Raw genomic sequence first — 25,318 nt, 5'->3', positions numbered from 1 at the left:
GGTTTAGCCGCGCTGGGCCAGGGATGGCCCATCGCGGCGACCCACGGAGCAATGCCGGAGTGAGGGCATGCCGAGCCCTAGCGAGGCACCGAGTGGTGGGGCAAAGCCTTTTGGTTCCTTTTTGGCGTTTGAAAAAGGGACTCGCCGTAAGGGCGAAACCATAAGTGGCCGTTACCGCAGCAATGGATATCCCCCCAATCCAGGTTCTTAAATACATCCCCTTGCTTAAGTGAACAGCATCACGGACCAGGTCCGGGTTTTTTATTGCCTGGCTTCGATCAATGCAGGATCTGGCTCAGGAACAACTTGGTGCGCTCGTTCTGCGGGTTGTCGAAGAAGTCGTTCGGCGCAGCCTGTTCGACGATTTCACCCTTGTCCATGAAGATCACGCGATTGGCCACGGTGCGGGCAAAGCCCATTTCGTGGGTCACGCAGAGCATGGTCATGCCGTCTTCAGCCAAGCCGATCATGGTGTCCAGTACCTCTTTCACCATCTCGGGGTCGAGTGCCGAAGTCGGTTCGTCGAACAACATGATTTTCGGCTTCATGCACAGCGCACGGGCAATCGCCACACGCTGTTGCTGACCGCCGGACAGTTGCCCCGGGTATTTATGCGCCTGCTCCGGAATGCGTACGCGTTCCAGGTAGTGCATGGCGATTTCCTCGGCCTTGCGCTTGGGCATCTTGCGCACCCACATCGGCGCCAGGGTGCAGTTCTGCAAGATGGTCAGGTGCGGGAACAGGTTGAAGTGCTGGAACACCATGCCGACTTCGCGGCGGATCGCTTCGATCTGCTTGAGGTCGTTGGTCAGCTCCACGCCATCGACCACGATGCGGCCCTGCTGGTGTTCTTCCAGGCGGTTGAGGCAACGGATAGTGGTGGATTTGCCGGAACCCGACGGGCCGCACAGGACGATACGTTCGCCCTGCTTGACGTTCAGGTTGATGTCTTTCAACACGTGAAACTGGCCGTACCACTTGTTCACGCCCTGCATCTGAATAATGCCTTCAGGGCTCACAGGCTTTTTGATTGCTTCGCTCATGACAAAACTTCCTAAATTAGGTACTGCTTTAGCGCTTGTGGCCTGTGTCCAGCTTACGTTCCAAATGCATGGAGTAGCGGGACATACCAAAACAGAAAATCCAGAACACCAGGGCCGCGAACACATAGCCTTCAGTGGCCATGCCCAGCCATTTCGGGTCGGCGGCGGCTTGCTTGACGCTGTTGAGCAGGTCAAACAGGCCGATGATGATCACCAGGCTCGTGTCCTTGAACAGCGCAATGAAGGTGTTGACGATGCCGGGGATCACCATCTTCAAGGCTTGCGGCAGAATCACCAGGCCCATGCTGCGCCAGTAACCGAGGCCCATTGCTGCTGCGGCTTCGTACTGACCTTTAGGGATCGCTTGCAGACCGCCGCGCACCACTTCAGCCACGTAGGCCGACTGGAACAGGATCACGCCGATCAGCGCCCGCAGCAGCTTGTCGAAGTTCATGCCTTCAGGCAGGAACAACGGCAGCATCACCGAGGACATGAACAGCACCGTAATCAACGGCACGCCGCGCCAGAACTCGATGAAGGTCACGCAGACCACACGAATCGCCGGCATGTTCGAACGACGCCCCAATGCCAGGACAATACCCAGCGGCAATGCACCGGCGATACCGACGGTGGCGATCACCAGGGTCAGCATCAGGCCGCCCCATTGGCTGGTCGCCACCTGGGTCAGGCCGAAGACGCCGCCGTGCAGCAGGCACCAGGCAATGATCGGGTACAGCACCAGGAAGCTCAGGCCATACACGGCTTTATGGTGAAAGCGCGAGATGAACAACGGTGCCACGCCGATGACCGCCAGCCACACGGTCAGGTCCACGCGCCAGCGCAGTTCCGGCGGGTAGTAGCCGTACATGAACTGGCCGAAGCGCTGCTGGATGAACACCCAGCAGGCGCCCTCCTTGGTGCAGTCGGCCTGGGAGGTGCCGACCCAGTTGGCATCGAGAATCGCCCACTGCAGGATCGGTGGCACCACCAGGTAGATGAGGTAGAACGCAAACAGGGTCAGCAGGGTGTTGAGCCAGCTGGAGAACATGTTCGCGCGCATCCACGCCATCGGGCCGAAGACCTTGGCCGGCGGTGGCATGTCGGGTTTGAAAGTATGAGTGCTCATGCGCTTTTCCTTACCGCTCGATCAGCGCAATGCGCTTGTTGTACCAGTTCATCAGCAAGGAAATGCTGATACTGATCGCCAGGTACACGCTCATGGTGATCGCAATCACCTCGATCGCCTGGCCGGTCTGGTTCAGCACCGTTCCTGCGAACAGCGACACCATCTCCGGATAACCGATACCGGCCGCCAGCGAGGAGTTCTTCGCCAGGTTCAGGTATTGGCTGGTCAGAGGTGGAATAATCACGCGCAGGGCTTGCGGGATGATCACCTTGCGCAGGGTCGGACCATTGCGCAGGCCGAGCGAGTGGGCTGCTTCGGTCTGGCCGTGGCTGACCGACTTGATGCCCGAACGCACGATCTCGGCGATGAACGCCGCGGTGTACACCGTCAGCGCCAGGGTCAAGGCCAGCAGTTCCGGGATCAGTACCCAGCCGCCGACAAAGTTGAAGCCCTTGAGCTGCGGCATTTCCCAGTGCACAGGCGCGCCGAAAATCAGTGCGCACAGGGCCGGGATCACCAGGAACAAGGCCAGGCCGACCCAGAACTTGTGGAACGGAACGCCGGTTGCTTCGAAGCGTTTGGTCGCCCAGCGGTTCATCAACACGATGGCGACGATGGCCACCACGACGCTCACCACGAACGCCCAGAAACCGTCGGCCATCAACGCGGCCGGCATGTTCAGGCCGCGGCTGCTGACGAAGAAGGTGTCGCCGAAGTTGTGGCTGTTGCGCGGCCCCGGCATGGTCAGGAACACCGCGAAGTACCAGAACAGGATCTGCAGCAGCGGCGGAATGTTACGGAAGACCTCCACATAAACCGTCGCCACTTTGGCGATGATCCAGTTCTTCGACAGCCGTGCCACACCGACGATGAAGCCGAGTATCGTCGCCAAAATCACGCCGATGAAGGTCACCAGCAAGGTGTTGAGCAGGCCGATGACAAACACCCGGGCATAGCTGTCCGCTTCGGTGTAGTCGATCAGGTGCTGAGCGATGCCGAACCCGGCACTGCGCTCCAGAAAGTCGAAACCGGAGGTAATGCCCCGGTGTTGCAGGTTGGTCTGTGTGTTATCGAACAGATACCAGCCTAGCGAGACCACCCCGATAATGGTGATGATCTGGAATACCCACGCACGCACTCGTGGATCGCTGAGGCTGAGCCTCTGCTTTGGTGCGCCGATTGAATTTTGCATGAAGTGCCCCGCAAATAATGGAACAGAACATCACCCGGTGGTTGGCCCACCGGGTGATAGAACCATCAGCGCACTGGTGGTGCGTATTGAATGCCGCCAGCGTTCCACAAGGCGTTCAGCCCGCGGTCGATTTCCAGCGGAGTGCCTTTGCCGAGATTTTTCTCGAACACTTCGCCGTAGTTACCGACTTGCTTGACGACCTGCACGACCCAGTCTTTCTTCACTTTCAGGTCTTTGCCGTATTCACCGTCGGTGCCCAGCAGACGAGCGACGTCCGGGTTCTTGGTGCCCTTGGCTTCGGCTTCGACGTTCTTCGAGGTGATGCCTGCTTCTTCAGCGTTGAGCATGGCGTAGCCAACCCAGCGCACGATAGCCAGCCACTCGTCGTCGCCGTTACGCACGACCGGGCCCAGTGGCTCCTTGGAAATGGTTTCCGGCAGAACCACGTAGTCCTTCGGCGAGGCCAGCTTGCTGCGCTGGGCGAACAGTTGGGACTTGTCGGAGGTCAGCACGTCGCAACGACCGGATTCCAGCGACTTGGCGCTCTCGTCGGAGGTGTCGAAAGTGATCGGGGTGTATTTCAGACCGTTGCCGCGGAAGTAGTCGGAAACGTTCAGTTCGGTGGTGGTACCGGCCTGGATGCAGATGGTCGCGCCATCCAGCTCTTTGGCGCTCTTGACGCCCAGCTTGTTGTTGACCAGGAAGCCGATGCCGTCGTAGTAAGTGATGAAGCCAGGGAATTTCAGACCCATGCCCGCGTCACGGGAGCTGGTCATGGTGGTGTTGCGCGACAGGATGTCGATTTCGCCCGACTGCAGCGCGGTGAAGCGCTCCTTGGCGTTCAACTGACTGAACTTGACCTTGGTCGCGTCGCCGAACACGGCAGCGGCCACGGCACGGCAGTAGTCAGCGTCGATGCCGACGATCTTGCCGGTGGAATCCGGAACCGAGAAGCCAGGCAGGCCATCGCTGACGCCGCACTGTACGAAACCTTTTTTCTGCACTGCATCCAGGGTCGCGCCCGCCTGAGCGAACCCACTGACGCCGAGTACCGCGGCTGCAGTCACGACTGCCAGGGTGGATTTCAACATCTTCATTCAAACCTCCAGTTTTGCTCTTGTTGTGTCGGAGCGTGAGTCCAGTCGCACCCTTTTGAGGCGTTGGTGACCCGTGTTGGCTTTTTTTAGGGTCAACCGACGTAGGACCGTAGCCATGAGTCTAGTAGGAGAAAATCCACATAAAGGACAACTCACTTCTCACCAATCGGCCGAACGGGCTGTAGCCCTTTCACGTTCGCGAAGCCCGTAGCGGCCACTGGCGAACATCCATTACCGGATTTTTTGCTATCCCACGGCCAGTCGTACACTGATAGTGTTACCGCCAGGCGCGAGATGCGTTGCACCGCTTCCCCATAGCAAAGCCCGTACCACACCGGCTGCTAAAGCGGTTAAGCGACAGGTCAATAGCAAAACTTGTAACCTTGCGACATCTTCGTAACTGATCAACCAGAGGCGCCCTCGGACCTCGCACTCAATGAGAGCGCCCGCACAAAATTGGAGCAACCATGACCGAGCCCTTGATTCTTGAACCCATCAAGCCCGCAGATGCCTGCGTCATCTGGCTCCACGGCCTTGGCGCCGACCGTTACGACTTCCTGCCGGTGGCGGAAGCGCTGCAGGAAACCTTGCTGACCACGCGCTTCGTTTTCCCTCAGGCACCGACCTGCGCTGTCACTATCAATGGTGGCTACGAGATGCCGAGCTGGTACGACATTTTGGCCATGAGCCCGGCGCGCGCGATCAACCGTGAACAGCTGGAAGAGTCCTCACAGCGGATCGTTAATTTGATCGACGTGCAGCGAGCCATCGGAATAGACGCCTCGCGAATTTTCCTCGCAGGTTTTTCCCAAGGCGGCGCCGTGGTTCTACACACTGCGTTTCTGAAATGGCAGGGCCCGTTGGGTGGCGTACTTGCCCTCTCTACTTATGCACCGACCTTCAGCGATGACCTGGAACTGTCCGCCAGCCAGCAGCGCATTCCGGTGCTGTCGTTGCATGGTCAGTACGACGACGTGGTGCAGAACTCGATGGGCCGGACCGCCTACGAGCATTTGAAGCAGCGCGGTGTCACCGTGACATGGCAGGAATACCCAATGGGCCATGAAGTGTTACCCGAGGAGATTCGCGACATCGGCGGCTGGCTCGCCGAGCGCCTGCGCTAAACAGCGACGTTTAAAAACGCCCTTTGATCCATCCCTCTACGCCGCGCCCGATTCTTGCATTACACTGGCCGGCGTACATTCCTTAATCAATTGATGAGATGACCGTGCTCAAAGCACTCAAGAAAATGTTCGGTAAAAGCGAGACTGAGCAACTCGCGCCAGTCTCCAGCGCTCCGTCTCACCCCGCCAGCCACCGTACCGACGGTAATCAGCCTGGCCGGACCGCCCCCGTAGCGGCACCGAAACACGAGCCAAAGAGTGCAGCGGCCGCCGAGCCAGTTGCGCAAACCGCCGCCGAGCAACCGCGCAGCGAAACGCCGAAACCCGCCAAACCGCGCCGCGAACCCAAGCCCAAGGCGCCGGTGATTCCCTGGAAACTCGAAGACTTCGTCGTCGAACCCCAGGAAGGCAAGACCCGTTTCCACGACTTCAAACTCGCCCCCGAACTGATGCACGCCATCCAGGACCTGGGCTTCCCGTACTGCACGCCGATCCAGGCCCAGGTGCTGGGCTTCACCCTCGCCGGCAAAGACGCCATCGGCCGCGCGCAGACCGGTACCGGCAAGACCGCGGCATTCCTGATCTCGATCATCACCCAACTGCTGCAGACCCCGCCGCCGAAAGAGCGCTACATGGGTGAGCCGCGCGCACTGATCATCGCCCCGACTCGCGAGCTGGTGGTGCAGATCGCCAAGGACGCGGCCGACCTGACCAAGTACACCGGCCTGAACGTCATGACGTTCGTGGGCGGCATGGACTTCGACAAGCAGCTCAAGCACCTCGAGGCCCGTCACTGCGACATCCTCGTGGCCACCCCGGGCCGCCTGCTGGACTTCAACCAGCGCGGCGACGTGCACCTGGACATGGTCGAAGTCATGGTGCTGGACGAAGCCGACCGCATGCTCGACATGGGCTTCATCCCGCAGGTGCGCCAGATCATTCGCCAGACCCCGCCGAAGAACGAGCGTCAAACCCTGCTGTTCTCGGCGACCTTCACCGAAGACGTGATGAACCTGGCCAAGCAATGGACCACCGACCCGGCAATCGTCGAGATCGAGTCGCAGAATGTGGCCAGCGAAAACGTCGAGCAGCACATCTACGCGGTGGCCGGTGCCGACAAGTACAAACTGCTCTACAACCTGGTCAACGACAACGGCTGGGAGCGGGTCATCGTCTTCGCCAACCGCAAGGATGAAGTGCGGCGCATCGAAGAACGCCTGGTGCGCGATGGCGTCAACGCCGCGCAGTTATCGGGTGATGTGCCGCAACACAAGCGCATCAAGACCCTGGAAGGTTTCCGCGAAGGCCAGATCCGCGTGCTGGTCGCCACCGACGTGGCTGGACGCGGCATCCACATCGACGGCATCAGCCACGTGATCAACTTCACCCTGCCGGAAGTCCCGGACGACTACGTGCATCGCATCGGCCGTACCGGTCGCGCCGGCGCCGACGGTGTGTCCATCAGTTTTGCCGGTGAAGACGACTCCTACCAGCTACCGGCCATCGAGGAAAAGCTGGGGCGCAAGATCAGCTGTGAAACACCACCGACGCATCTACTGCGGGCGGTTGAGCGCAAGCGTCCTCATTAAGCGACGCTGAAAAGACAAGCGCAGCCGGAAACGGACTGCGCTTTTTTTTCGCCCGGAGATTGCCAGCGATAACTAAAAGTCCATAATAGACAAATTAGTTTACTTCCAGTTTCGGAGCCGACCATGTCCAGCACTCCTTACGTGATCAATCAAACCCAGGCCCGCGAGCTGCTGATGCGGGTCGACGTGCCGCAAATCCTGCGCAAACTGTTCCGCGACCTGGCCGCCGGGCAAGCGGTGCAGCCGGCGCAGCAGCTGGTGGAGTTTCCGCAGGGTGCCGGCGACTTCATCAATTACCTGGGTGTGTTGGCCGAAGACGGTGTGTACGGGATCAAGACATCGCCGTACATCGTCCGTGAACAGGGGCCGCTGGTGACGGCATGGACGCTGTTGATGTCGATGCAGACCGGCCAGCCGCTGCTGTTGTGTGATGCTGGCGAACTGACCACGGCACGCACCGCTGCGACTACCGCCGTGGCGGTCGACGCCCTCGCGCCACTCACAGCCAATCGCCTGGCAATCATCGGCAGCGGCAAAGTGGCCCAGGCGCACCTGCATTACGTGAAAGGCCTGCGCGACTGGCAAAGCATTTGCCTGTATTCGCCGAGCTTGAGCGAAGACCCTGAAACGGCGAGCCTGCTGAAAAGTATCGAGCCGCGCCTGACCATCGCGCAAAGTCGCGAGGCCGCCATAACCGACGCGGATGTCGTCATGCTCTGCACCTCGTCCGCAGGTCCGGTGATCGATCCGTCGACCCTGGGCAAACCGGCGCTGATCACCTCCATCAGCACCAACGCGCCGCGCGCCCACGAGGTGCCGCCGCAGAGCCTCAACGACATGCAGGTATTCTGCGACTACCGTGTGACCACCCCCGGCTCGGCCGGCGAGATGCTAATTGCCGGCGAGCAGCATGGCTGGGATAAAAATGCGATTGTCGGCGACCTGCCCGACCTGCTCAGTGGCAAGGTGCAGCGCCCCGACTATGAGCGCCATGTGTTCTTCCGCTCGATCGGGCTGGGCCTGGAAGACATCGCGCTGGCAAATGCCCTTTACCAACTACAGCGCTAACCCCCCTGTAGGAGCCGGCTTGCTGGCGATCGCATCACCACGGTTTTCCTGACAGACCGCGGTGCCTGCATCGCCAGCAAGCCGGCTCCTACAGTGATCATCGAACCTTTGGCATTTGCGTTCTACAGGAGACGTTCATGAGCCAGGCAGACTTCATCATCATCGGCGGCGGGATTGCCGGCGCTTCCACCGGTTTCTGGCTGTCGCAGCACGCACGCGTGATCGTGCTCGAACGCGAGTCCCATCCGGCCTATCACTCCACCGGTCGCTCCGCGGCCCTGTACACCGCCGCCTATGGCACCCCTCAGGTGCGCGCATTGACCCAGGCCAGCCGCGACTTTTTCGACGCCCCGCCAAGCGGCTTCTGCGAACACCCGCTGCTGACCCCGCGCGGCGAGATGACCGTGGACTTCACCGGCGACCCGGCCGAACTGAACAACCAGTACCTGAGCGCGAAAGCCACGGTGCCGGAGATGCAGTTACTCAGCGCCGAAGAAGCCTGCGTGCGCATGCCGATCCTGCGCCGGGAAAAAGTCCACGGTGCGATCTACGATCCGACCGCCAGCGACATTGACACCGATGCCCTGCATCAGGGTTACCTGCGCGGTATCCGCCGCAATCAAGGTGAAGTCCATACCGACAGCGAAGTCCTGAGCCTGACACGTGATGCCGCAGGTCTGTGGCAGGTACAAACCCAGGGTCAAACCTTCAGCGCGCCAGTCATCATCAACGCCGCCGGTGCCTGGGCCGACAAGATCGGCGAAATGGCCGGTGCCCAACCACTGGGCCTGCAACCCAAGCGCCGCGCGGCCTTCATCTTCGCCGGCCCCGAGGGCGTGGACATCCACCATTGGCCGATGCTGGTCAGCCTCGACGAATCCTTCTACATGAAACCCGACGCCGGGATGTTCCTCGGCTCGCCGGCCAACGCCGACCCGGTGGAACCCCACGACGTGCAGCCCGAAGAACTGGACATTGCCATGGGCATTTACCAGATCGAGGAAGCCACGACCCTGACCATACGCCGCCCGACCCGAACCTGGGCCGGCCTGCGCAGTTTCGTCAGCGATGGCGACTTGCTGTCCGGTTTCGATTCGCAGGTGCCGGGGTTGTTCTGGGTGGCGGCACAAGGCGGCTACGGCATCCAGACCTCGCCGGCCATGGGCCAGGCCAGTGCCGCGCTCGTACGCGGTGAACCCCTGCCCGAACCCCTCACCCATTTCGGCCTGAATGCCGGCATGCTGTCCCCTGCCCGCCTGGGCTGACTGTTTGACTGTTGTCCTCAGGTGACGCGCTGACTCGATTGCGGCACACTTTCAGCGTCCTGTTTTACGGGGCGCTGAAGCTGTCCGGAGCCCCACTGTATGAACGCACCTGAACAAGACCCGACCCTGAACGAGACTTCCCTGGATAACTTCCGGGCGATTGCCGATGCCATCGCCACGTTGTTTTTCCCCCACGCCGAGGTGGTGCTGCACGATTTGCGCACGCAAAAAGTCGACTACATCGCCAACAACCTGTCGAAACGGGAAATCGGTGACGATTCGGCGCTGGAAGACATGCTCAGCGACGATGTCAGCGAACGCAACATCGGGCCCTACGAAAAGCTCAATTGGGATGGTCAGAAGATTCGCAGCCTCAGCACCGTGCTGCGCGATCGCGAGGGGCACCCGCTGGCGGTGCTGTGCATCAACCTGAATATTTCGCTGTTCGAGAATGCCAAGGCCGCGCTGGACTTGTTCCTGTCGCCGACCAAGCTGATTCCGCAGCCCGATTCACTGTTCCGCGATGACTGGCAGGAACGGATCAACACCTTCCTCCACGCCTGGCTGCGCGAACGCCAGCTGAGCCTGAACCTGCTGACCCGCGATCACAAACGTGAACTGGTGCTGGCCCTGCACGCCGAGGGCGCCTTCAAAGGCAAGAGCTCATCGAATTATGTTGCCAATGTACTGAACATGGGGCGGGCGACGGTGTACAAGCATTTGAAGGAACTCAAAGGCTGAGATACACCGTGCATTTGGTTGGGAACCCTATGTACCTGTAGGAGCCAGGCTTGCCGGCGAAGGCGTCCATGAGATCGCCTTCGCCGGCAAGCCTGGCTCCTACGGGTACGGGTGTGCGTCCGGCGTTTATTCCAGCGCCGAAGCCGGCCCGAAGAACTCGTAACGACTCTGCTTCTCTGGCACGCCCAGCGCCTTGAGGTGACGCTTGACCGCCACCATGAAGCCTTTGGGCCCGAGGAAGTAAGCATCCAGGTCGCGCTCTTCGGGCAACCAGGCGGCCAGTTGTTCCTGGCTCAACATCCCGACCTTGTGCGCCGCCGGGCTGACGCCGTCATCTTCGGCATAGCAGTAGAAACGCTTGAGTTGCGGGTGACGCTCGGCCAGCCCGTCGATCCAGTCGCGGAACGCATGGACGCTGCCATTGCGCGCGCAGTGGATAAAGTGCACCGGCCGCTCGGTTTCCAGCGCCGCTTCCAGCATGGCCAGGGTCGGGGTGATACCGACGCCGCCGCTGATCAGCACCAGCGGTTTGTCGCTGGCGCTCAGGGTGAACTCGCCCGATGGCGGGAACAGCTGGATGCTCGCCCCTACCTGCAGTTGATCGTGCAAGTGATTGGAGGCTCGACCCCCGGTTTCACGCTTGACGCTGATGCGGTACTGGCCCTTGTTCGCCAAGGCCGACAGCGAATAGTTGCGACGAATTTCTTCTCCATCGAGGATCAGTTTCATGCCGATGTACTGGCCAGGCTCGGCTGCCAGAATCGGCCCCTTGTCTGCCGGCTCGAAATAGAAGGAGGTGATTTCCGCACTTTCCTCGACCTTGGCCACCACGATGAATTCCCGCGCCCCGCGCCAGCCGCCCGGTGCCTGCTCTTTCTGGTCGTAGATGCTGGTTTCGGCACCGATCAGAATGTCCGCCAGTTGACCGTAAGCTGCCCCCCATGCCGCAATCACTTCAGGGGTGGCGATTTCTTCGCCCAGCACTTCGGCAATGGCCCGCAGCAGGCAGCTGCCGACAATCGGGTAGTGTTCCGGCAGAATCTGCAGGGCCACGTGCTTGTTGATGATCTTGGCCACCAGGTCACCCAACTGATCGAGTTGGTCGATGTGGCGGGCGTACATCAATACACCGTTAGCCAAGGCGCGCGGCTGGTCTCCGCTGGCCTGGTGAGCCTGGTTGAACAGCGGACGGACTTGCGGATACTCGGACAACATCATTCGGTAGAAGTGAGTGATCAGCGCTTCGCCACCGCTTTCCAGCAATGGCACAGTGGACTTGACGATGGCACGGTCTTGAACGCTAAGCATAGGGTGACTCCTGGGCAACGGGATTTTCTTAACAGTTGCCTTAGGCTTATCAGTTTCCATGCCAACTATTAAATCGTTATAAATCAATAAGTTAATAACACGATAGTCATTACGACCCACAGCAGGTTATAGTCTTATCGACTACACGGAGTCACTATGACTGCAAAATCCCTGCTCACCGCGCTGTTGCCACTGGTTGCGGACCTGTCCCGAGAACTCCCCGAGGGCGAACGCTATCGGCGCTTGCTTGAAGCCATGCGCGCCCTGCTCCCCTGCGATGCCGCCGCCCTGCTGCGCCTTGATGGCGAATGGCTGGTGCCGCTGGCTGTCGACGGGTTGAGCACCGACACCCTCGGCCGACGCTTCAAGGTCAGCGAACACCCGCGCTTCCAGGCACTGCTCGGCAGCACCGGCCCCACGCGGTTTGCCGCTGACAGCGATATGCCCGACCCGTACGACGGCCTGGTCGATGGTCTTGACGATCATCTGGAAGTACACGATTGCATGGGTTGCCCGCTGTTTATCGATGAGCGGCCGTGGGGCCTGCTGACACTCGATGCCCTCAATCCGGAACAGTTCGAACCAATCGAGCTGGATGCCCTGGAGGCCTTTGCCAGCCTCGCGGCGGCTACCGTCAACGCGGCCGAACGCATTGAGCGGTTGAACAACAGGGTCGAAGACGAACACCAGCGCGCCGAGGTGTACCGCCAGGCCAGCGGCCAGCAAAACCGCGAAATGATCGGCCAAAGCAAGGCGCACAAACGCTTGGTGGAAGAAATCAACCTGGTGGGCGGCAGCGATCTGACGGTGCTGATCACCGGGGAAACCGGGGTGGGCAAGGAGCTGGTGGCCCAGGCCATCCATGCCGCCTCACCTCGTGCCGACAAACCCATCATCAGCCTCAACTGCGCCGCCTTGCCGGACACGCTGGTGGAGAGCGAGCTGTTCGGGCATGTCCGCGGGGCCTTCACTGGCGCAATGAATGACCGACGCGGCAAGTTCGAACTGGCCAATGGCGGCACGCTGTTTCTTGATGAGGTGGGCGAACTGTCGCTGACGGTGCAGGCCAAATTGCTGCGCGTGCTGCAAAGCGGTCAGCTGCAGCGACTGGGTTCGGACAAGGAGCATCAGGTCGATGTGCGACTGATCGCAGCGACCAATCGTGACCTGGCCGAGGAAGTGCGCAGTGGCCGTTACCGCGCCGACTTTTATCACCGGCTCAGTGTCTACCCCTTGCAGGTACCGGCGCTGCGGGACCGTGGGCGAGATGTGTTGCTGCTCAGCGGTTACTTCCTCGAACAGAACCGCTCGCGCATGGGCCTCAACAGCCTGCGCCTGAGCACCGATGCCCAGGCTGCGTTGCTGGCCTACGGTTGGCCCGGCAACGTGCGTGAACTGGAACACCTGATCGGCCGCAGTGCGTTGAAGGCGTTGGGTAATTGCAAGGAACGGCCGAAGATTCTTAGTTTGAGTGCAGCCGACCTCGATCTGCCTCATGGCAGTGTCGAAGTCAGCGCCGAGCAACCCGCCGAAGCGGCCGTGGAAACGGTGACCGGAGATTTGCGCGAAGCCACCGAGCGTTATCAGCGCCAATTGATCGGCGCTTGCCTGGAACGCCACCACCACAACTGGGCGAGCGCTGCCCGTGAGCTGGGCCTGGACCGGGCCAATCTCGGGCGGATGGCCAAGCGACTGGGGATGAAATAAGCACCGGGCGGTGATCGCTGTGAGTGGCGCATAACTTGCTTCGAGTGCAACCTTTGCGGCGGCATTCTGTCGCCACTTCCTGCCCTCGGATGCGACTGGCCGCTCAATGAATACAACGTTTTCCTGTGTAGGCTGTGGCAAATGCTGCAATGACCACCACGTGCCCCTGACCCTGCCCGAAGCCCGGATGTGGGCAGCCGACGGTGGCCAGGTGATCGTGCTGGTGGAAGCCTTCCTGAGCAATGGCCTGGGCCTGTCGGTGCAGCAACGCGAGCACGCCGAACGTCGCTCGGCGATGGTACGCAGCGGCGCCTGCGAGGCTTACGTCGCCATCACTTTTGCCGCCTACAACCCCGGAGCCTGCAGAAATCTTGATCAAGACAACCTGTGCCGCATCTACGAACGCCGGCCGCTGGTGTGCCGCATCTACCCGATGGAGATCAATCCGCACATTGCCCTGAACATCGCCATCAAGGAATGCCCGCCGCAATCGTGGGAACAGGGACCGCAACTGATTGTGGGTGGCCAACTGGTAGACCCGGAACTGGCGCAACTGATCCAGCGCTCTCGTCAGGCCGATCGCGATGACATCCACATCAAGGATGCGGTATGCGCGTTATTGGGGATTCGAACCACTGCACTCAAGGGTGACGGGTTTACCGCTTACCTGCCGGACATGACCGAGTTCGCCACGATCATCGACGAACTGGTCGGGCAGACGTTACCGGCATGGGAAAGCGAATGGCAGTTTCATGTGTCGGGGGACGATGTCGCCGGACAAGTATTGGCAGCAGGTGCGCAGGTGGTGACCGATGCACCGGCTGACTATGCGTTTATTTCGCTGGCAAAAACTCAGGCCCAAGCGCTGGAAAAACCTGAATCCTAACGCTTGCCCATCGAACGGCGCGTCCCCGGAGGCGCCATCCCCGGCGTCTTGGTGTGGCCATTCTTGGCGCCGTTCTTGTACCACGGCTGGCTGGCGTCCTTGGTGGCCTGCAGCTCACCCGGCTTGAATGGGAACTTGAACGCCGGGATCGCTGTTTTGGTTTCGCTGTCAGCGCTGGAGTCGACGCTGTCTTGCAGCTCTGCCTGTTCGTCGCTCAAGGCGTCGGCTACCGGCGGTTGTTTCGGGGAAGTCATGAAAAGCTCCGGGTGATGCACACTGTGTCGGGCCCGGTCAGCGAGCCGCGAAAGACTTCAGTATAACGGAATGGCAGCCATAAGCTTCAAGCTGCACGCTTCAAGTTAAAAGCGCTGCGCACGGCTTTTGACTTGCGGCTTGTTGCTTGTTGCTTGTAGCTTTCCAACCTTTCTCCTCCGCCCGACGAGCCCTGTGCCCATGAAAAAGACTGTCCTCGCCTTCAGCCGCGTCACGCCAGCAATGGTTGAACGCCTGCAACAAGACTTCGACGTCATCGTGCCGAACCCGAAAAATGGCGACATCAACGCCCAGTTCAACGAAGCCCTGCCCCATGCCCACGGCTTGATCGGGGTCGGCCGCAAGCTTGGTCGCGCACAACTGGAAAACGCCGCCAGCCTGGAAGTCGTGTCCAGCGTCTCGGTGGGCTATGACAACTATGACGTGGCCTATTTCAACGAGCGCGGGATCATGCTCACCAACACGCCGGACGTACTCACCGAAAGCACCGCCGACCTGGCCTTCGCCTTGTTGATGAGCAGTGCACGCCGCGTCGCCGAGCTCGACGCCTGGACCAAGGCGGGTCAATGGCAAGCCACCGTCGGCGCACCGCTGTTCGGCTGCGATGTCCACGGCAAAACCCTGGGCATCGTCGGCATGGGCAATATCGGCGCAGCCATCGCGCGCCGTGGTCGCCTGGGCTTCAACATGCCGATCATCTACAGCGGCAACAGCCGCAAGACCGCGCTGGAACAGGAGCTCGGTGCGCAGATGCGCAGCCTGGACGAGCTGCTGGCTGAAGCCGACTTCGTCTGCCTGGTGGTCCCGCTCAGCGAGAAAACCAGACACCTTATCAGCCATCGCGAACTGGCCCTGATGAAGCCGAGCGCCATCCTGGTGAACATTGCTCGTGGTCCGGTGGTAGACGAACCGGCGCTGATCGAGGCGCTGCAAAATAACCGCATCCGCGGCGCCGGGCTGGATGTGTATGAAAAGGAGCCGCTGGCCGAGTCGCCGCTGTTTCAACTGAAAAACGCCGTGACCTTGCCGCATATCGGTTCGGCCACCCATGAAACCCGCGACGCCATGGCCAACCGTGCCCTCGCGAACCTGCGCAGTGCCTTGCTGGGTGAGCGCCCACAAGACCTGGTTAACCCGCAGGTATGGAAAGACTGAATGAACCATGGCACGCCTGGCTGGACGTGCCACTTTCCATAACATCAAACAGCTTGCCATTTAAATAAAACACACGACATAACTTGCAATGCAGTCTCCGGCTGCACTTTTCTGAACAGCTATAAACTTCGAGCGATTAAAACAAAGCACCAAACGTGCACTCGGAGAATATCCCCATGAATAAACTCACCACCGCCTCTGTGATTAGGCGGAGCAAAATAATTATTGTTTTGACAGCGGCATTATTCGGACTGATGACGATCGCTAACAATGTCACCGATTATGCGGCATACGCCGATTACATTGGGCGCATCATCAGCATGAGCGACACCGAGGGTAACGACTCCCGACGCTACAGGGCAATCACCTCCAACATGTTTCATCATCGCTTTTACTGGGCAATCATTTCGCTCGAGATCATTTATACTTTTAGTTGTCTGGTAGGGACCTGGCAGCTCTGCCGAAAAGTCGATGCACCACGCAACGAGTTTCACGAAGCAAAAAAATTCGCGGTAGCGGGCCTCGTGACAGCTATTTTTGTTTATCAGGCCTTATACGTCATCATACTCAATGAATGGTTTGACCTGGATTACTCTACTCATCGCAACACCTATGATTGGGCAGAAAACAACATTGAATACATGTTTCTCGGCCTGATCTATCTCACCGCAGTAAAAGACAGCTGAACATCTTAGGCCAGCTTCCCCGCCACGGGGTTGGCGCTCGCCATGGGCTTGCGAAACACCAGTACGTTGCCCAGCATGACCATCACCAGGCCCACGAGCGCCGGGGAAGTCCATTGGTAGCCTTCGGCAAACGCCGAGACATTCAGCGCCACCACCGGAAACAGTACGGTGCAATAGGCTGCGCGCTCGGGGCCCATGCGCCCGACCAAGGTCAGGTAGGCAGTGAAACCGATGACAGAACCGGGAATCACCAGGTACAACAGCGAGCCGATGTAGCGGGCGTTCCATTCCATGTCGAATGGAATGCCCTTGACCAGGCACCACACCGACAACATCGCCGCGCCGTAGGCCATGCCCCAGGCATTGGTCGTCAGCGGCTTGAGCCCGGCCTTTTGTTGCAGGCTCGACAGCATGTTCCCCGCCGAGAAACACAAGGTGCCACACAGGGCCAAGCCAAGGCCGAGCAAGGTTTGCGGGCTGGCGGTGTGACCCACCAGCTCGGGCCAGAACAGCAGGCCCAGGCCGAGCAAGCCCAGCGCCCCGCCCATCAGCACATTGCGGGCGATTTTCTGAGCGAAGAACACCCGTGCATTAAGCGCATTCCACAGCGTGGCCGTGGAAAACACCACGGCGACCAAGCCGCTGGGGACCCATTGGCTGGCGGTCAGGAAACACATGAAGTTGACGCAGAACAGACACAACCCCTGCGCCAGGCAAATCAGGTGCCCACGGCGGTTCATCACTTGCAGGCGGCGGCTGAGCAGCAAGATCACGAACAGCACCAGCGCCGCCAAACCAAAGCGATAGACAATGGACACGGGAATCGCCACCACGCCCAGTTGCCATTTCAGGGCAATCCAGGTGGTGCCCCAGATCAGCACGGTCAGCAGGTACAACGAAAGGTTCATGGCAAAGGCTCCTCGGTAGGCGCCCAGTGTCCTGCGCCCCGTTGCGCCGCACTTGCATAATCTTGCGCTTTTGTCCGGCGACCGTCTGGCAGGCGGATGTCTACGGAGTAGGATGCAAGGCGTTGGAGAGAAACGATCATGCCCGCACTGGAATCCCTGCAAGTCTTTCAAGCCCTCAACCGCTCGCCCAATGCTCGCCTCGAGCACAGCGCCGAGCTCGGTGACGGATTGGCAGCGGCCTTGTGGAACAACCACCACGATGCCCAGGACTATGAAGCGCCGAGCCACCACACGCTGTCCTGCTACATCGCTGGCGGCACCGGGACCTTCCGGCGTGACCAGCCCGGCACCAAGGGCGGTCCGGACAAGCTGTGCATTCTGCCGGCCGACCATCAGTCAGGCTGGGTGATCAACGGTGACATCCGCTTGGCTCACCTGTATTTCAGCCCCGAACAATTTGCCCTTGGCTGCGTCACCCTGCTCGACCGCGAACCACGGCAACTACAGTTGCGTGAGCAAACGTTTCTTGATGACCCGCAACAGGCGGCGCGTTTTCGGCGATTGATCACCCTCAATTGGGACGAACCGGGAGAACGTCTGCTCACCAGCAGCCTGGCCCATGAAATGCTCGCCCACGCCCTGCTCAGCCAGGTCAGCGTGCGTCCCGGCTTGCGCCTCAAGGGTGGCCTGGCTGCGCATCAGCGGCGGCATCTGGTGGAGTTCATCGACAGTCAGTTGGCCGAAGCCATCAGTTTGGGGCAGTTGGCTGCGCTGTGTGCATTATCTGAATACCACTTTGCGCGGATGTTTCGTGAGAGTTTCGGCTTGCCGCCGCATCAATATGTGCTGGCGCGGCGCTTGAGCCGGGCGCGGGATTTGCTGCGTACCACCTCGCAGCCGTTGGGGGAGATTGCATTAGCGTGCGGTTTTGCAAGTGCGAGTCATTTCACCAATCGTTTCCGGCTGGCGCTAGGTGGAACGCCGGGAGAATATCGGCTGGCGTTTTTACGATAAAAGGGGAAACCTCCGATTATTTCAATACAAAAATCGATATTGTTTATTTCGAAATACAATCATACATAACTAAAACCTAGTATTTCTGACAGTAGCCATTCCACACCAGGACAAGTAATACTCCTCCATCACCAAGGAGATTTATACTATGCCCACAACAACCTTTAATACTGAAGCAGCCACCCAAAACAGCGAACCAGATAAAACTAAAACCGAAGGTTCCGCAACGATCAACCTTACAAGCTACGGTAAAGACTTCTCTTTTGCGAACGTCTCCACTAGGCAGGATTCATCACTGTTTGAAATTTTCGCCTTCAACGACGATAAGTCCTACGGTTTGACACTTAAACTTCACAAGAAGTTTGATGAGAGCGAGGACTCTCTCCGCGTTATTTACCAAATGCAATTTCTGGCAAAACAACACAATGGCTCTCACGATGTTTATGCTCTCGTCCACGACAAAGCTGGCCGGATCCACATCAAGCTAAATGATGACGGAAGCATTAAAGAAATTGACTTTAAACTTAACCTGAAACTCGGAGTCGACGGGCTGCTGGATTGGTCAACGGGGCAAATCAAACTTAATAGTAAATAACGCTCACCCCGCCCACCCCACCGTCCTTGCCAGCAGCACGACAAGGACGATGTGATTCAGGAACAAAAAATCGCTAATCCCCACTGCACAACCATCGTCAAAACTCCAAGGTGCTCGACAACGTCACCTGCCGCGAATCCCCCATTGACACAAAGAACCGGCTCGCCGCCGAAGTGTAATACGTGCGGTCAAACAGGTTCTTCACGTTGAACTGAAACTTGACCCGCTGCCCGTCGAGTTGGGTGTCGTAGGTGGCGAACGCATCGGCCACGGTGTAGCTAGGCAGGTCGAAATCGTTCACCGCGTTACCCGCCCGCTCACCGACGTAACGAGCACCCGCACCGACCCGTAGCTGGTCACCACCGACAATCGTGCCGAAATCGTAGACCGCCGACAGCGAGCCGCTATTCTTCGCGACGTTTTGCAGTTTTTTGCCTTCATAGATGGGGTCTTCGGTCACTTCGGCATCGGTGTAGGCGTAGCTGCCGATCATGCTCCAGCGGTCGCTGAGCTGGCCGCTCAAGTCCACTTCCAAACCACGGGAACGTACTTCGCCCGCCGCACTGTAGAGGGTCACCGGGCCTTCAGCGTTAGCTACAAGGACGTTGCGTTTCTTGATGTCGAACAGCGCAATGTTGCCCGTTATGCGGCCCGGCATTTGCAGCCTGGCCCCCACTTCCCACGACTTGGCTTCTTCCGGCGCAATGCTGCCATCGAGCACGGTGCTGCTGCCGCTCAATGGCGCAATGGTCGAGTTGGGTTTGAACGATTCGGTGTAGCTGCCATAGAACGACAGCTCATCGGTATAACGGTAGACCAGACCGGCGCGCGGTACCCATTTCTGCCCGTTGCTGTCGGTGTTGGCCTTGAACGGCACGCCTTTGCCGGCGTACTGGTCGTACTCCTGGAAACGTCCGCCCGCCACCAGAATCCATTGGTCGGTGAGGTGGATGGAGTCCTGCAAAAACACCGAATCGCTGCGCAGAATATCGGTCTGCGCACTGTCGGCCGGGCTGACCGTGGTGCCTGCGACTTCGCGGCCGTATATCGGGTCGAGGTAGCTGAAGGTGCTCAGGCTTTTCTGACGGATCAGGTCGGCGCGATAGATCTTGCGGTATTCGTCATCGATCCCGAGCACCAGGTCATGTTGCATGCCGGCGACATCGACCTTGCCTTCGAGGCTGGCGGTGGTGAAACGGTCAGTGCTGATTGCATTCTGCGTGCCGTCCATGCTGCGTGTCAGCGTGCCTTTGCTGGTGTCGATGGCGGTCACACGCACCTGGCTGGCGTCATAGGTTTCGCGATTCCAGCTGTAACCGAAATGGGCTTTCCAGTTGTCGTTGAGTTGGTGATCGGCCTGGAAGTGATACAGGTCGGAGCGCCCTTCCATGTTGTTGAACGGTTCGTCGAGCCGGCGCTCACGGGAGATGTCCAGCGGATGATTGTCACGCGGATCGATCACCGTGCCACGGTCGAACGGGGTCAGGAACTCCCGGTGTTCATAGGCGAACGACAGCTGGGTGCTTTCACCGAACCAGGCCAGCGACGGCGCCACCAGGGTCTCGCGGTGCACACCGTAATTGCGCCAGTAATCTTCGTCTTCGTGGTCCAGCACCATGCGGTAGGCCAACCCGGAATCACCCAGGGCGCCAGTGCTGTCAAAGGTGCCGCCACTGCCGTTCTTGCCGTCGCCATAGGTCGAGCCACGCAGGGTCAGGGCGTTGTATGGATGAAGCTCCGGCTGCTTGCTGACCATGTTGACCACGCCGCCGGGATCCTGGATGCCATAGAGCAACGAGGCCGGGCCCTTGAGCACTTCGACCCGGTCCACCGTAGCGTTCATACCCCGCCCCTGCACCAGCGGCATGCCGTCGCGCATGATCGAGCCGTTGCGGTTATCGCCGAAACCGCGGGTCATCACCGAATCCTGGGTACTGCCCAGCGTGTTGCCCTGGGTGATGCCGCTGACGTTCGCCAGCGCGTCATCCAGGTTGCGCGGGGCCTGGTCGCGAATGACCTGGGCCGGGACGACGTTGACCGTCTGGGGAATTTCCTGAAGCGGCGTCGAGGAGCGCATCACCGAACTGGTGGGCGGCGGCTGGTAGCTTGTGGACTGATCCATCACCGAGGTGATGGTGGTGGCGCCCAGGTTAAACGCGCCTTCGGTCGGTAGCGGTTCCAGGACCATGGTGTGACCATCGATGCGGCGCGAGGTCAAGCCAGAACCGCTGAGCAAACGCTGCAGGGCCTGTTCGGCACTCAACTGTCCGTTGAGCGCCGGGGCAGTGAGGCCGTACGGCGCTTCATCGGTGTAGACCACGCTGATACCGGTGACGTGACTGAAGTCGCTCAAGGCCTGGGGCAGTGGTTTGGCGAGCATCGAAAAGCTGAACAACGTACTTTGCCGGGTGCTGGCCTGCTCGGCCATCGCCCCATTCAGCGGCAGCAGCGCTAACGCCGCGAAACTCAACGCAGACACACCCAACCATTGTGTGACCGAACCCGATATTGCCCTGGACTTCATGACTCATGACCTGTGTAGAACCGCAACGGATGCGAATGACTCGCAGTTTCAGTCACTACACGGATGGCATTCGGTTTTACCTCAGCAGAAAGTTGAAATATTTTTCCTTGGGAGATGAGGTGTGTGATCTGACGCCTTCGCGAGCAGGCTCGCTCCCACAGGAGAATGCATTCCAAATGTGGGAGCGAGCCTGCTCGCGAAGGGGCCGGTCGCCTCAGCGCAAAATAATCAAATGCCCCAAAACCTGATGCTGCTCAAACCCAAACACCCCCTGCAATGAACTCAACACCGCCTGCGGGTCCTTGCTTGGAAAGCTGCCACTGATTTGCCGGTTTGCCAGTTCATCATTGAGCAATACGATTCTCCCAGGATAATACCGCCGCAGATCCTCAACCACATCGGCCAGCGTCGCCTTGTAGTAATTGAGCCACCCCTGGCGCCACGCCAACTGAGCTTCGCTGTCCACCGCGTGGAGTTTTTCCGCTGAGCCTTCGCCGTAAGCCACTTGCTGGCCGGCCGTGAGGATCTGCTGATCCGCGTTCCTGTCCGCGGTCACGCCAACCCGACCAGACAACACCGTCACCTGCGCCCCATGGGGTTGCAGGCGCACTTCGAACTGAGTGCCGAGCACCCGCGCCTGACCCTTCTCGGCGTCGACTACAAAGGGCTCGCCGTTATGGGTCACGCTGAAAAATCCGGCGCCGCGACGCACCTGCACATGCCGCTCACCAGCACTGAAATCCACGGCAATCGCGCTGTCGGCATCAAGGGTGACTTGCGATTGATCGGCCAGGGTGACGGTGCGGATTTCCCCCGGTGCCGAGACATAATCGGCGCCCAGGTCGTCGATCCAACGCAAGGGCTGCCAACCGCTGCCGAGGCTGATCATCAGCAGCAGGCAAGCCGCCATGGCCAGCGCACCCGACCAGCGCCGAACGTTGCTGCGGCGTGAGCGATTCATGGCGTTGAGGTAACCCTGCAAGGCCAGCGCGTCCTCATCGGCGAGCTTGCGCGCCGGCACTTCGCTCAATTCCCACAGCACTTGCGCACGGGCGTAAGCCTCGGCGTGGGCAGGGTTGGCCTGCAACCACTGACTGAAGGTGGCTTGATCGCCACTACTCGGCTGGTCATGCAACAGACTCAACCAGGCCAGCGCTTGCTGTTCCTGAGCGGGCGTTGGGAGGACGCGTTCGATGCTATTCACTGTGCTTTCCCTGGCGTGCGCGGCTCGGATTCGCGCAGGCTGGCCTTGCAGGCCTCGAGCGCGCGCATCATATGTTTTTCCACGGCACTTTGGGACAGGCCCATGGCTTTGGCGATCTCGGCATACTTGCGGCCATGGATGCGGTTGAGCAAAAAGATCTGCCGCGTGCGCTCGGGTAACGCACGCAACGCCGCTTCAACGTGACGCAGATCGTTGCCTGCCTCCAGCGCCGCCTGCGGCTCGCCGCCCACGCTGTCCGCCGGTTCCACCATCAAACCTTCGTTGGCCCGTGCCCGCGTGCCTTCACTGCGCAAGTGGTCGATGGCGATGTTGCCGGCGCAGCGCAACAGATAGGTGCTGAGTTCTTCAACTTGCACCAGGGGGCGTCGCCAGAACCGCACGAACAAGTCTTGCACCAGGTCCGCCGCCGTTGCCCGGCAACCCACGCGACGGCTCACCAATGCTTCCATTTGCGAACGCTGGGAGAGAAATACCTGGAGAAAATGCGCACGGTCGCCCCGTGGTTCGGCGTGCTCGATCTTGGGAGGTTCGGGGGGAGTCATCGATTCAGTACTGCGCCATAGCGGCAATCGGGCTGGCCAACAGGCTCGCCCCGGCCAGCGCCAACGCCAGGCGCGGGCGATACGGCAGCAACATCACCAGCAGCAAGGCACTGAGCATCAGCACCGCGAACCACTCCACCAGGCCCAGCCCCCAGCCTGTGACCGACACCGCAGCCCAGAGTGACAAGGCCAACAACATCGCGCCAGCCAGCTTCAATCCCAGGCGTAAGCGGCGCGATGGTTTGCGCGCGAGCAAGTCGGCATGATGCCGATCCATTGATAAACACAGTGCCGTGAAACCGGCGTAGCAGAGCAGCGAGACCAGCAGCATTCAGTTCGCCTCTTGCTCAAGTCGGGTCGATCGGGCGCGTGGCTGCCCACGGACTTGCGTCCGCCCTGCGCGCTGCATTTTCCAGGCTGCCCAACCGAGCAACAGACCGCTGGCCAGGCACGCCAGATCGAAACCGGCCATGGCCCAATCACCCTCGGCGAGCGTGACGCCAAGGTGATGGGGCGTGGTCAAGGCGTTGAGCAACGGCACCGCGCCAAACAGCGACGCGGCCAGCGTCAACTGTTCCACCCACGCAACGCGACCTGGGCGAACCAAGGCATGCAGCAGGCTCAAACCCCAAACCACAAAGAAGCTGTTGACCTCCCAATCCGCCCGCCCGGCCATCTCGACCGGCAGCAATCGGTTGGCCCAGAAGAACACGGCGACGGCGGCCAGCAACCCCGACATGCTGGCAATATTAAGGACTTCCACCAGGCGCAATTCGAATGGCATCACACCGCTTTTGGCATGCTTGAGCTGGCGCTTGCCGAGCCAGATCACCAGCCCCGTGCCGATCATCGCCGTGCCCGCCAGTCCGCAGATGAAATACAGCCAGCGCAACACCGGGCCGGCGAAATGCCCCATGTGCAAGCCATAGAAACCGCCCGCAATCGCCATGGGCAGCGTTCGTGGCGGTGTCGAGTCGAGCAGTTGGCCGGTCACGCCATTGAAGGTCACGGCGCTGCCATAGTCGTAGACCACCCGGTCCGCGCTTTCCCGGGCCAGAACCACCGACGCATTCGCATCGCCAGGATTGCTCACCGTCAAGCGTGCGGCCCGACCGCCTGCCCACTGCTCGCGAGCCTGCTCCAGCAATGGCGCCAACGCCACCAAAGGAGCAGGTTGGCCAGCGGATGGTGGCGTATTGGCAGCCGGAAACACTTCGCTGTAAAACGCCTGGGCATCGCCCTTGTACGCAGCAAGGATGCTGGCCGGCATCACCATCGCCATGAAAATCACCAGGCTGCTGTAGGTGATCATCAGGTGGAACGGCAACACCAGCACGCCCACCGCGTTATGCCCGTCGAGCCAGGAACGCTGGCCCTTGCGCGGACGGAAGGTGAAGAAGTCCTTGAAGATTTTCTTGTGGGTGATGATGCCGCTGATCAGCGCGACAAACATCACCATGGCCGCGAGGGTCGACAACCAGCGGCCCCACGGATAAGGCATTTGCAGTTGAAAGTGGAAGCGATAGAAGAACTCGCCGCCTCGGGTGTCGCGGCCCTGCACTTCATTGCCGGTCTGCGGGTCGAGGAGTCTTTCCGTGAGCTGGCCGCGCTCACCGGACTTGGCCGGCGTCTGCTGCCAGCGCACCGACAGGCGGGGATCGCGGGCACCCGGTAAATCGATGATCCACCGCGCGGCGCCCGGGGCGTGCTGTTGAAGATAGGCCTGGGCCAGCGCCAGACTGGCTTCGGTGGACACTGAACGGGCAGGGATTTCCGGCTGCATCCAGTGATTGGTCTCGTCCTTGAAGTACGCGAGCGTGCCGGTCAGGAATATCGCAAACAGCAGCCAGCCGAAGGTCAAGCCGGCCCAGGTGTGCAGCCAGGCCATCGCCTGGCGAAAGCCCTCTTTCATGACCGCTCCATCCAGTACGCCAGGCCCGCTGCCGCCGCCAGAAGCAGAGAAGGCACGATCAATCCGAACCACGCCCGCCACGCCGTGCGGCAGGCAAAGCACCAGATCACCGCCAGCAGATAGACCATAAATGAGCTCATCATCCCGGTCACTACCGCTTCGGTACGGGCCATGGGCATCCAAAGCGTCAGGCAAACACTGGCCAACGCCGTCACGAGGTAGCCGCCGAACACGGCCGCCAGCACCCGCGAAGTGACTGCCAGTCGATAGGAAACGGGGAGCATGGTGCTTTTGGCTTTCATGTCGCGACCTTGAAACCAGGTGAGGCCGCATGAACG

General features: G+C 60.1%; 24 protein-coding genes. 11 read left to right on the top strand and 13 right to left on the bottom strand.

Translation table 11 applies throughout. The features are described 5' to 3' along the window. Nucleotides 1-278: 278 nt before the first annotated feature. The 4 genes from ACA054_RS04630 to ACA054_RS04615 all read right to left on the bottom strand — a co-directional run bounded on the left by ACA054_RS04630 (nucleotide 279) and on the right by ACA054_RS04615 (nucleotide 4,458). A complete protein-coding gene (locus ACA054_RS04630; protein WP_007905492.1) occupies nucleotides 279-1,043 on the bottom strand; it encodes an amino acid ABC transporter ATP-binding protein in 765 nt (254 codons plus the stop codon). Nucleotides 1,044-1,071: 28 nt separating this feature from the next. Then, complete coding sequence (locus tag ACA054_RS04625) at nucleotides 1,072-2,169, bottom strand: amino acid ABC transporter permease (protein ID WP_497688380.1); 1,098 nt, start codon at nucleotides 2,167-2,169, stop codon at nucleotides 1,072-1,074. Nucleotides 2,170-2,179: 10 nt separating this feature from the next. Beyond that, the gene (locus ACA054_RS04620; protein ID WP_497688379.1) at nucleotides 2,180-3,361 is read right to left on the bottom strand and encodes an amino acid ABC transporter permease; all 1,182 of its coding nucleotides are present in this window, start codon (nucleotides 3,359-3,361) and stop codon (nucleotides 2,180-2,182) included. A 65-nt stretch (nucleotides 3,362-3,426) separates the two neighbouring features. Then, entirely contained in the window at nucleotides 3,427-4,458 is a 1,032-nt protein-coding gene (locus tag ACA054_RS04615; protein ID WP_497688378.1) for an amino acid ABC transporter substrate-binding protein, read from the bottom strand. Nucleotides 4,459-4,925: 467 nt separating this feature from the next. On the opposite strand from ACA054_RS04615, the gene ACA054_RS04610 reads away from it, so the two are divergent. The 5 genes from ACA054_RS04610 (at nucleotide 4,926) to ACA054_RS04590 (ending at nucleotide 10,245) form a co-directional block, all read left to right on the top strand. Next, a complete protein-coding gene (locus ACA054_RS04610; protein WP_497688377.1) occupies nucleotides 4,926-5,582 on the top strand; it encodes an alpha/beta hydrolase in 657 nt (218 codons plus the stop codon). Nucleotides 5,583-5,680: 98 nt separating this feature from the next. Beyond that, entirely contained in the window at nucleotides 5,681-7,171 is a 1,491-nt protein-coding gene (gene rhlB, locus ACA054_RS04605; protein ID WP_497688376.1) for an ATP-dependent RNA helicase RhlB, read from the top strand. A 123-nt stretch (nucleotides 7,172-7,294) separates the two neighbouring features. Then, complete coding sequence (locus ACA054_RS04600) at nucleotides 7,295-8,239, top strand: ornithine cyclodeaminase family protein (RefSeq protein WP_497688375.1); 945 nt, start codon at nucleotides 7,295-7,297, stop codon at nucleotides 8,237-8,239. A 137-nt stretch (nucleotides 8,240-8,376) separates the two neighbouring features. Further along, complete coding sequence (locus ACA054_RS04595) at nucleotides 8,377-9,504, top strand: NAD(P)/FAD-dependent oxidoreductase (protein WP_497688374.1); 1,128 nt, start codon at nucleotides 8,377-8,379, stop codon at nucleotides 9,502-9,504. A 99-nt stretch (nucleotides 9,505-9,603) separates the two neighbouring features. Further along, nucleotides 9,604-10,245, top strand: a complete 642-nt coding sequence (locus tag ACA054_RS04590) for a helix-turn-helix transcriptional regulator (RefSeq protein ID WP_497688373.1) — start codon at nucleotides 9,604-9,606, stop codon at nucleotides 10,243-10,245. Between the two features lie 126 nt (nucleotides 10,246-10,371). Here ACA054_RS04590 and hmpA read toward each other — a convergent pair whose 3' ends face one another. Then, on the bottom strand, nucleotides 10,372-11,553 hold the full coding sequence (gene hmpA, locus ACA054_RS04585) for an NO-inducible flavohemoprotein (RefSeq protein ID WP_497688372.1): 1,182 nt from the start codon (nucleotides 11,551-11,553) through the stop codon (nucleotides 10,372-10,374). A 156-nt stretch (nucleotides 11,554-11,709) separates the two neighbouring features. On the opposite strand from hmpA, the gene norR reads away from it, so the two are divergent. Beyond that, the gene (gene norR / locus ACA054_RS04580) at nucleotides 11,710-13,260 is read left to right on the top strand and encodes a nitric oxide reductase transcriptional regulator NorR (protein ID WP_497688371.1); all 1,551 of its coding nucleotides are present in this window, start codon (nucleotides 11,710-11,712) and stop codon (nucleotides 13,258-13,260) included. A 106-nt stretch (nucleotides 13,261-13,366) separates the two neighbouring features. Then, a complete protein-coding gene (locus ACA054_RS04575; RefSeq protein ID WP_497688370.1) occupies nucleotides 13,367-14,146 on the top strand; it encodes a YkgJ family cysteine cluster protein in 780 nt (259 codons plus the stop codon). Here the strand turns inward: ACA054_RS04575 and ACA054_RS04570 are convergent. Further along, nucleotides 14,143-14,400 (bottom strand): hypothetical protein, encoded by a 258-nt coding sequence (locus ACA054_RS04570; RefSeq protein WP_497688369.1) that lies wholly within the window; start codon nucleotides 14,398-14,400, stop codon nucleotides 14,143-14,145. The genes ACA054_RS04575 and ACA054_RS04570 overlap by 4 nt on opposite strands. A gap of 199 nt (nucleotides 14,401-14,599) precedes the next feature. Between ACA054_RS04570 and ACA054_RS04565 the strand changes: the two genes are divergently transcribed. Next, entirely contained in the window at nucleotides 14,600-15,574 is a 975-nt protein-coding gene (locus tag ACA054_RS04565) for a 2-hydroxyacid dehydrogenase (RefSeq protein ID WP_497688368.1), read from the top strand. A gap of 176 nt (nucleotides 15,575-15,750) precedes the next feature. Next, complete coding sequence (locus tag ACA054_RS04560) at nucleotides 15,751-16,260, top strand: DUF2165 family protein (RefSeq protein ID WP_497688367.1); 510 nt, start codon at nucleotides 15,751-15,753, stop codon at nucleotides 16,258-16,260. A 5-nt stretch (nucleotides 16,261-16,265) separates the two neighbouring features. On the opposite strand, the gene ACA054_RS04555 is transcribed toward ACA054_RS04560, so the two are convergent. Then, nucleotides 16,266-17,168 carry a DMT family transporter gene (locus tag ACA054_RS04555; RefSeq protein ID WP_497688366.1) on the bottom strand — a complete coding sequence of 301 codons (903 nt, stop codon included), beginning with the start codon at nucleotides 17,166-17,168 and terminating at the stop codon, nucleotides 16,266-16,268. A gap of 138 nt (nucleotides 17,169-17,306) precedes the next feature. Between ACA054_RS04555 and ACA054_RS04550 the strand changes: the two genes are divergently transcribed. Together ACA054_RS04550 and ACA054_RS04545 are read left to right on the top strand one after the other, a co-directional pair. Continuing rightward, entirely contained in the window at nucleotides 17,307-18,182 is an 876-nt protein-coding gene (locus ACA054_RS04550) for a helix-turn-helix transcriptional regulator (protein ID WP_497688365.1), read from the top strand. Nucleotides 18,183-18,330: 148 nt separating this feature from the next. Beyond that, nucleotides 18,331-18,777: a hypothetical protein gene (locus ACA054_RS04545; protein ID WP_497688364.1), complete on the top strand. Its 447-nt coding sequence runs from the start codon at nucleotides 18,331-18,333 to the stop codon at nucleotides 18,775-18,777. Nucleotides 18,778-18,874: 97 nt separating this feature from the next. Here ACA054_RS04545 and ACA054_RS04540 read toward each other — a convergent pair whose 3' ends face one another. From ACA054_RS04540 to ACA054_RS04515, 6 genes are all read right to left on the bottom strand, one after another. After that, nucleotides 18,875-21,301: a TonB-dependent siderophore receptor gene (locus ACA054_RS04540; protein ID WP_497688363.1), complete on the bottom strand. Its 2,427-nt coding sequence runs from the start codon at nucleotides 21,299-21,301 to the stop codon at nucleotides 18,875-18,877. A gap of 214 nt (nucleotides 21,302-21,515) precedes the next feature. After that, nucleotides 21,516-22,505, bottom strand: coding sequence for a FecR family protein (locus ACA054_RS04535; protein WP_497688362.1), 990 nt, complete (start codon nucleotides 22,503-22,505; stop codon nucleotides 21,516-21,518). Continuing rightward, nucleotides 22,502-23,068 (bottom strand): RNA polymerase sigma factor, encoded by a 567-nt coding sequence (locus ACA054_RS04530; protein WP_497688361.1) that lies wholly within the window; start codon nucleotides 23,066-23,068, stop codon nucleotides 22,502-22,504. Before ACA054_RS04530 ends, ACA054_RS04535 begins: the two co-directional genes overlap by 4 nt. 4 nt (nucleotides 23,069-23,072) lie before the next feature. Further along, the gene (locus ACA054_RS04525) at nucleotides 23,073-23,399 is read right to left on the bottom strand and encodes a DUF3325 domain-containing protein (RefSeq protein ID WP_497688360.1); all 327 of its coding nucleotides are present in this window, start codon (nucleotides 23,397-23,399) and stop codon (nucleotides 23,073-23,075) included. Continuing rightward, a complete protein-coding gene (locus ACA054_RS04520; RefSeq protein WP_497688359.1) occupies nucleotides 23,400-24,980 on the bottom strand; it encodes a PepSY-associated TM helix domain-containing protein in 1,581 nt (526 codons plus the stop codon). Next, nucleotides 24,977-25,282, bottom strand: a complete 306-nt coding sequence (locus ACA054_RS04515) for a DUF3649 domain-containing protein (protein ID WP_497688358.1) — start codon at nucleotides 25,280-25,282, stop codon at nucleotides 24,977-24,979. The genes ACA054_RS04520 and ACA054_RS04515 overlap by 4 nt, the downstream gene beginning before the upstream one ends. Nucleotides 25,283-25,318: the final 36 nt, after the last annotated feature.

The sequence above is a fragment of the Pseudomonas sp. LBUM1653 genome, from assembly GCF_059716115.1.
This window is presented reverse-complemented; position numbering and strand designations above follow the sequence as displayed.

Excerpts from the sequence above, each read along its gene's own strand:
- ACA054_RS04545 (WP_497688364.1), top strand. The coding sequence starts at position 18,331 with ATGCCCACAACAACCTTTAATACTGAAGCAGCCACCCAAAACAGCGAA.
- ACA054_RS04620 (WP_497688379.1), bottom strand. The coding sequence starts at position 3,361 with ATGCAAAATTCAATCGGCGCACCAAAGCAGAGGCTCAGCCTCAGCGAT.
- ACA054_RS04570 (WP_497688369.1), bottom strand. The coding sequence starts at position 14,400 with ATGACTTCCCCGAAACAACCGCCGGTAGCCGACGCCTTGAGCGACGAA.
- ACA054_RS04540 (WP_497688363.1), bottom strand. The coding sequence starts at position 21,301 with ATGAAGTCCAGGGCAATATCGGGTTCGGTCACACAATGGTTGGGTGTG.
- ACA054_RS04560 (WP_497688367.1), top strand. The coding sequence starts at position 15,751 with ATGAATAAACTCACCACCGCCTCTGTGATTAGGCGGAGCAAAATAATT.
- ACA054_RS04555 (WP_497688366.1), bottom strand. The coding sequence starts at position 17,168 with ATGAACCTTTCGTTGTACCTGCTGACCGTGCTGATCTGGGGCACCACC.
- ACA054_RS04610 (WP_497688377.1), top strand. The coding sequence starts at position 4,926 with ATGACCGAGCCCTTGATTCTTGAACCCATCAAGCCCGCAGATGCCTGC.
- ACA054_RS04515 (WP_497688358.1), bottom strand. The coding sequence starts at position 25,282 with ATGAAAGCCAAAAGCACCATGCTCCCCGTTTCCTATCGACTGGCAGTC.
- ACA054_RS04590 (WP_497688373.1), top strand. The coding sequence starts at position 9,604 with ATGAACGCACCTGAACAAGACCCGACCCTGAACGAGACTTCCCTGGAT.
- ACA054_RS04625 (WP_497688380.1), bottom strand. The coding sequence starts at position 2,169 with ATGAGCACTCATACTTTCAAACCCGACATGCCACCGCCGGCCAAGGTC.
- ACA054_RS04575 (WP_497688370.1), top strand. The coding sequence starts at position 13,367 with ATGAATACAACGTTTTCCTGTGTAGGCTGTGGCAAATGCTGCAATGAC.
- hmpA (WP_497688372.1), bottom strand. The coding sequence starts at position 11,553 with ATGCTTAGCGTTCAAGACCGTGCCATCGTCAAGTCCACTGTGCCATTG.
- ACA054_RS04550 (WP_497688365.1), top strand. The coding sequence starts at position 17,307 with ATGCCCGCACTGGAATCCCTGCAAGTCTTTCAAGCCCTCAACCGCTCG.
- ACA054_RS04530 (WP_497688361.1), bottom strand. The coding sequence starts at position 23,068 with ATGACTCCCCCCGAACCTCCCAAGATCGAGCACGCCGAACCACGGGGC.
- ACA054_RS04600 (WP_497688375.1), top strand. The coding sequence starts at position 7,295 with ATGTCCAGCACTCCTTACGTGATCAATCAAACCCAGGCCCGCGAGCTG.
- ACA054_RS04615 (WP_497688378.1), bottom strand. The coding sequence starts at position 4,458 with ATGAAGATGTTGAAATCCACCCTGGCAGTCGTGACTGCAGCCGCGGTA.
- rhlB (WP_497688376.1), top strand. The coding sequence starts at position 5,681 with ATGACCGTGCTCAAAGCACTCAAGAAAATGTTCGGTAAAAGCGAGACT.
- ACA054_RS04595 (WP_497688374.1), top strand. The coding sequence starts at position 8,377 with ATGAGCCAGGCAGACTTCATCATCATCGGCGGCGGGATTGCCGGCGCT.
- ACA054_RS04630 (WP_007905492.1), bottom strand. The coding sequence starts at position 1,043 with ATGAGCGAAGCAATCAAAAAGCCTGTGAGCCCTGAAGGCATTATTCAG.
- ACA054_RS04520 (WP_497688359.1), bottom strand. The coding sequence starts at position 24,980 with ATGAAAGAGGGCTTTCGCCAGGCGATGGCCTGGCTGCACACCTGGGCC.
- ACA054_RS04525 (WP_497688360.1), bottom strand. The coding sequence starts at position 23,399 with ATGCTGCTGGTCTCGCTGCTCTGCTACGCCGGTTTCACGGCACTGTGT.
- ACA054_RS04565 (WP_497688368.1), top strand. The coding sequence starts at position 14,600 with ATGAAAAAGACTGTCCTCGCCTTCAGCCGCGTCACGCCAGCAATGGTT.
- norR (WP_497688371.1), top strand. The coding sequence starts at position 11,710 with ATGACTGCAAAATCCCTGCTCACCGCGCTGTTGCCACTGGTTGCGGAC.